Here is a 4,549-nt window from a genome sequence, read left to right on the forward strand (position 1 = left end):
TGCGCGGCCGTCGGCTGCACGCCGCGCCGCCCGCGCACGAGCAGGGGTACGCCCAGCGTCTCTTCCATGTGCTGGATGCGTTCGCTCGCGGACGCCAGCGCCAGGTGCGCGCGCCGGCTGCCGGCCGTGATGCTGCCGGCATCCAGCACGTGCAGGAACAGCTGCAGGTCGGTCAGGTCGAATCTCATGTCGGAGCTCATGTAAAACAAAAAGCCCCGGCTCGCCGGGGCTTTTCGTATGGGGCCATGGGGCAGCCAGCCAGATGTTCTTATTTGAGGTGATCCGAGATCAGCTTGGTCATTTCGAACATCGACACCTGCGCCTTGCCACCGAAGACGGCTTTCAGCTTGTCGTCGGCGTTGATCATGCGGCGGTTGGCCGCGTCCTGCAGGTTTTGCGCCTTGATGTAGTCCCAGACCTTCTTGGTCACTTCCGTGCGCGGCAGCGGTTTCGCGCCGACGACGGCGGCCAGCGTTGCCGATGGGGTCATCTCTTTCATGAAAGCGGCGTTGGGCTTGCGTGCCGCGGCAGGCTTCTTTGCTGCGGCGGTTGCTTTCGGTGCTGCTGCTTTGGCAGGAGCTGCTGCCTTTTTCGCTGCCGGCTTCGCCGCCGCAGCAGGCTTGGCAGCGGCTTTTTTAGCGGGCGCTGCGGTGGTTTTTTTGGCTGTTGCCATCTTCGAGCCTCCTAAACGGAACACATGGAAATTTGCGCTTGAGCGCACCCGGCTTATATTGGTAGGGTTTTAGTGTTCGTGCAAGTCTTTTTCGAAATTTTTTCACTCTTACAAGCCCTAAAATAGCCCGTTGTGTTACCCGGGCCTCTCTAGAGCGAAAAAACGGACGTCCCAAGCACAAAAAAGCCGTGCGGGACGGTGGTCGCGCACGGCTTTTTAGAGATGGATCAAGGATCAGCGCATACCGGGCATCATGCCCTTCATCCCGCGCATCATCTTCATCAGGCCGCCGCCCTTGAGCTTCTTCATCATCGTGTTCATCTGCTCGTACTGGGTCAGCATGCGGTTCACTTCCTGCACCTGCACGCCGGCTCCGGCCGCGATGCGGCGCTTGCGGTTGGCCTTGATCAGTTCCGGCTTGGCGCGTTCCGCCGGCGTCATCGAGTCGATGATGCCGCACATGCGGCGCACCTGTTTCTCGGCCTGGTCCATGTTGGCACCGTTCGCGGCCTGCTGGAACTGGGCCGGCAGCTTGTCGAGCAGGCCGGCCATGCCGCCCATCTTCTTCATCTGCGCGAGCTGGGCGCGGAAGTCGTTCATGTCGAACTTGCCGCCCGACTTGATCTTGTTGGCCATGTCGGCCGCGGCCTTCATGTCCACGCCCTTGCGCGCTTCCTCGACCAGCGCGAGGATGTCGCCCATGCCCAGCACGCGGTTGGCCATGCGGGCCGGATCGAACGCTTCCAGGCCGTCCAGCTTTTCCGAGACGCCGGCGAACTTGATCGGCTTGCCCGTCACGTGGCGCACGGACAGTGCCGCGCCCCCGCGCGAGTCGCCGTCGAGCTTCGTCAGGATCACGCCGGTCAGCGGCAGCGCGTCGTTGAAGGCTTTCGCGGTGTTGATCGCATCCTGGCCGACCATGGCGTCGACGACGAACAGCGTCTCGATCGGATTCGCGGCCGCGTGCACGGCGGCGATCTCCTGCATCATCGCCTCGTCGATGGCCAGGCGGCCGGCCGTGTCGATGATGACGACGTCGTGATAGTGCTTCTTCGCCCAGTCGATCGCGTTCTTCGCGATGTCGACCGGCTTGTCGCTGGCGGTGGACGGGAAGAAGTCGGCGCCGACCTGCTTCGTCACCGATTCCAGCTGCGCGATTGCGGCGGGGCGGTAGACGTCGGCGGAGACGGTCAGGACCTTTTTCTTCTTCTCTTCCTTGAGGTACTTCGCGAGCTTGCCGGTGGTGGTCGTTTTACCGACACCCTGCAGGCCGGCCATCAGGATCACGGCCGGCGGCTGCTGCGCGAACGACAGCTGCGAGGCGTCCGGACCGAGGTCGGCGCCCATCAGCGCGCCCAGTTCCTTCTGCACGACGCCGACGAGGGCCTGGCCCGGCGACAGCGAGCCGATGACTTCCTCGCCCAGCGCCTTTTCCTTCACTTTGGCGATGAATTCGCGCACGGCCGGCAGCGCGACGTCGGCCTCGAGCAGGGCCAGGCGCACTTCGCGCAGCATTTCTGCGGTGTTCGCCTCCGTGAGGCGGGCCTCGCCACGCATCGTCTTGACGACCTTGGCAAGGCGTTGTGTCAGGTTATCCAGCATCGTTCTACCTTCTGTACTGATATATATAAGTGGCGGCGGCGCGCAATCCGCCATTTTACCCCATGTCGGGGCGCGTTTTCCCTCGTCAAGACCCCAATTCAGCCATTCGCAACGCGTCCAGTCAACCTGGCGATTTGATTCTTGGTAAAACCTGATTGGATGGTTTGACAATGTATTGCTTCGAGTTTATGTTCCTGAGGCGTCACGCAGTTCATTCCAATAAAAGTTTCACCCCCAATCGGAGAGACAGGCAATGAAAGCACACGTGTTCGGCAAGACCCTCGCCATCGCCGCGCTGCTGGCCGCGAGCGGCGCCCAGGCGCAGGACGTGGTCCGCCTCGGCAACCTCAAGTTCGCGCACTACGGCGCGGTGTCATACATCAAGGAGATCGCGCCCAAGTGCGGGATCAAGGTCGAGGAACGCATCTTCGCGAAGGGCCTGGACGTGATGCAGGCCATCATCGCAGGTGAACTCGACGTCGGCACGACGGCGTCCGAGGCCGCGATCTCGGGCCGCGCCGGCGGTGCCCCGATCTACGTCGTGGCCGGCTTCGCGAAAGGCGGCGCCCGGCTCGTCGCGCGCGCGGATGCCAACGTCAAGGCCGTGAAGGACCTGAAGGGCAAGAAGGTGGGCGTGACGCGCGGCGGCATCCAGGAAGTGCTCCTGATGGCCGAGTTGCACAAGGCCGGCCTCAGCGCCGACCCGGCGCCCGGCAAGGACGTGCAGATCGTCTACCTGGCGTACGCCGACCTCAACCAGGCGCTGCTGGGCAAGAACATCGACGCCATGATGCAGTCCGAACCCCAGTCGTCGCAGGCGATCAACAAGGGCTTCGGCGTCGAGGTCCTGAAACCGTACGACACGCCGATCGGCGAACCGGTGCGGACGATGGTGATGACGGAAAAGTTCTACAACACGAAGCGCCCCGTGGCGGAGAAATTCATGCGCTGCTTCGTCATGGCCACGAGCGCCTTCATCCGCGACCGCGCGCTGGCCGAGAAATACGTGCGCGAAGTCGTGTTCAAGGGCCAGATCACGAAGGACGACTTCGACGACGCGATCAGCAATTCGCCCTATACCTACGACATCACGCCGGAGCACATCCAGACCACGACCGACATCATGGTCAAGACGGGTGTCGGCCGGATGGCGAAGCCGCCGGTGGCGAAGGACTGGGTCAAGACCGATTTGCTGGATGAGGCGAAGAAGAGCCTGAACATCAAGTAAACCAAACCACGCAAGGAGCGGAGATGGTGAAGCGCAGGTGGCAGGACATCGCGATCGGCCTGGTCGTGCCGGTCGTCGCGATCGCGATCTGGCAGTGGGTGGCCAGCATGGGATGGGTCAACGAGCACGTCCTGCCGTCCCCGCTGCAGGTCTGGCGGAAGTGGATCGCGTACCTGCTGCCGCTGCAGGACTTCGCCACCTGGCGCGAAGTCAACGGCGGCGGGGGAAAGCTGGCGTGGATGGTGTCCGGCGAATTGATCACCGACGCCATCGGCAGCATGTACCGCGTGATCGTCGGCTTCCTCGTCGGCGCCGCGCTGGCGCTGCCGATCGGCCTCGCCATGGGCGCGAGCCGCATCGCGCATGCCTGGCTGAATCCGTTGTTCCAGCTGCTGCGCCCCATTCCGCCGATCGCCTACATCCCGATGTCGATGCTGTGGTTCGGCCTCGGCAACCCGCCGGCCTTCTTCCTGATCGCGCTGGGCGCCTTCTTCCCCGTGCTGATGAATACCATCGCGGGCGTGCGCCAGGTCGACGGCATCTATTTGCGCGCGGCGCGCAACCTGGGCGCGAGCGGGCCGACGATGTTCCTGCGCGTGATCCTGCCGGCGGCCGTGCCGTACATCCTGACCGGCATGCGCATCGGCATCGGCACGGCGTTCATCGTCGTGATCGTGGCCGAGATGATCGCCGTGAACAACGGGCTCGGTTTCCGCATCTCGGAGGCGCGCGAGTACTTCTGGTCGGACAAGATCATCGCCGGCATGATCACGATCGGCCTGCTCGGCCTCGCCATCGACGTCGGCATGAACAAGCTGAACAACCATCTGCTGCGCTGGCACCGCGGCCTGGAGCATTGAGATGACCGCGCATATCGTGATCGACAGCGTCAGTAAAGTATTCGACGGCGACGGCCGCCGCATGGTCGCCCTGCAGGACATCAGTCTCGAGATCCCTCACGGCCAGTTCGTCTGCCTGCTGGGGCCTTCCGGCTGCGGCAAGTCGACCCTGCTGAACGCCGTCGCCGGCTTCGCGCCGCCGACGGC

General features: G+C 63.6%; 6 protein-coding genes. 3 read left to right on the forward strand and 3 right to left on the reverse strand.

The annotated features are described in order from the left end of the window. The 3 genes from ACEN88_RS24965 to ffh form a co-directional block, all read right to left on the reverse strand. Window positions 1-188, reverse strand: a 188-nt coding sequence (locus tag ACEN88_RS24965; protein ID WP_413344016.1) for a helix-turn-helix domain-containing protein, incomplete at its 3' end; no start/stop codon positions are given. A gap of 80 nt (window positions 189-268) precedes the next feature. Then, window positions 269-673 carry an SWIB/MDM2 domain-containing protein gene (locus tag ACEN88_RS24970; RefSeq protein ID WP_160409423.1) on the reverse strand — a complete coding sequence of 135 codons (405 nt, stop codon included), beginning with the start codon at window positions 671-673 and terminating at the stop codon, window positions 269-271. Between the two features lie 234 nt (window positions 674-907). After that, the gene (gene ffh / locus ACEN88_RS24975; protein ID WP_413344018.1) at window positions 908-2,275 is read right to left on the reverse strand and encodes a signal recognition particle protein; all 1,368 of its coding nucleotides are present in this window, start codon (window positions 2,273-2,275) and stop codon (window positions 908-910) included. Between the two features lie 253 nt (window positions 2,276-2,528). Between ffh and ACEN88_RS24980 the strand changes: the two genes are divergently transcribed. From ACEN88_RS24980 to ACEN88_RS24990, 3 genes are all read left to right on the forward strand, one after another. Beyond that, window positions 2,529-3,503 (forward strand): ABC transporter substrate-binding protein, encoded by a 975-nt coding sequence (locus ACEN88_RS24980; protein ID WP_413344020.1) that lies wholly within the window; start codon window positions 2,529-2,531, stop codon window positions 3,501-3,503. Between the two features lie 23 nt (window positions 3,504-3,526). Beyond that, a complete protein-coding gene (locus tag ACEN88_RS24985; protein ID WP_413344022.1) occupies window positions 3,527-4,363 on the forward strand; it encodes an ABC transporter permease in 837 nt (278 codons plus the stop codon). Window position 4,364: 1 nt separating this feature from the next. Continuing rightward, window positions 4,365-4,549, forward strand: a 185-nt coding sequence (locus ACEN88_RS24990) for an ATP-binding cassette domain-containing protein (RefSeq protein ID WP_413344024.1), incomplete at its 3' end; no start/stop codon positions are given.

The organism is Massilia sp. CT11-108 (assembly GCF_047302915.1).
Lineage (GTDB): Bacteria > Pseudomonadota > Gammaproteobacteria > Burkholderiales > Burkholderiaceae_D > Telluria > Telluria orientalis.

Bases quoted from the DNA above. Each gene is read 5' to 3' on its own strand.
- ACEN88_RS24970 (WP_160409423.1), bottom strand. From the start codon at position 673: ATGGCAACAGCCAAAAAAACCACCGCAGCGCCCGCTAAAAAAGCCGCT.
- ffh (WP_413344018.1), bottom strand. From the start codon at position 2,275: ATGCTGGATAACCTGACACAACGCCTTGCCAAGGTCGTCAAGACGATG.
- ACEN88_RS24980 (WP_413344020.1), top strand. From the start codon at position 2,529: ATGAAAGCACACGTGTTCGGCAAGACCCTCGCCATCGCCGCGCTGCTG.
- ACEN88_RS24985 (WP_413344022.1), top strand. From the start codon at position 3,527: ATGGTGAAGCGCAGGTGGCAGGACATCGCGATCGGCCTGGTCGTGCCG.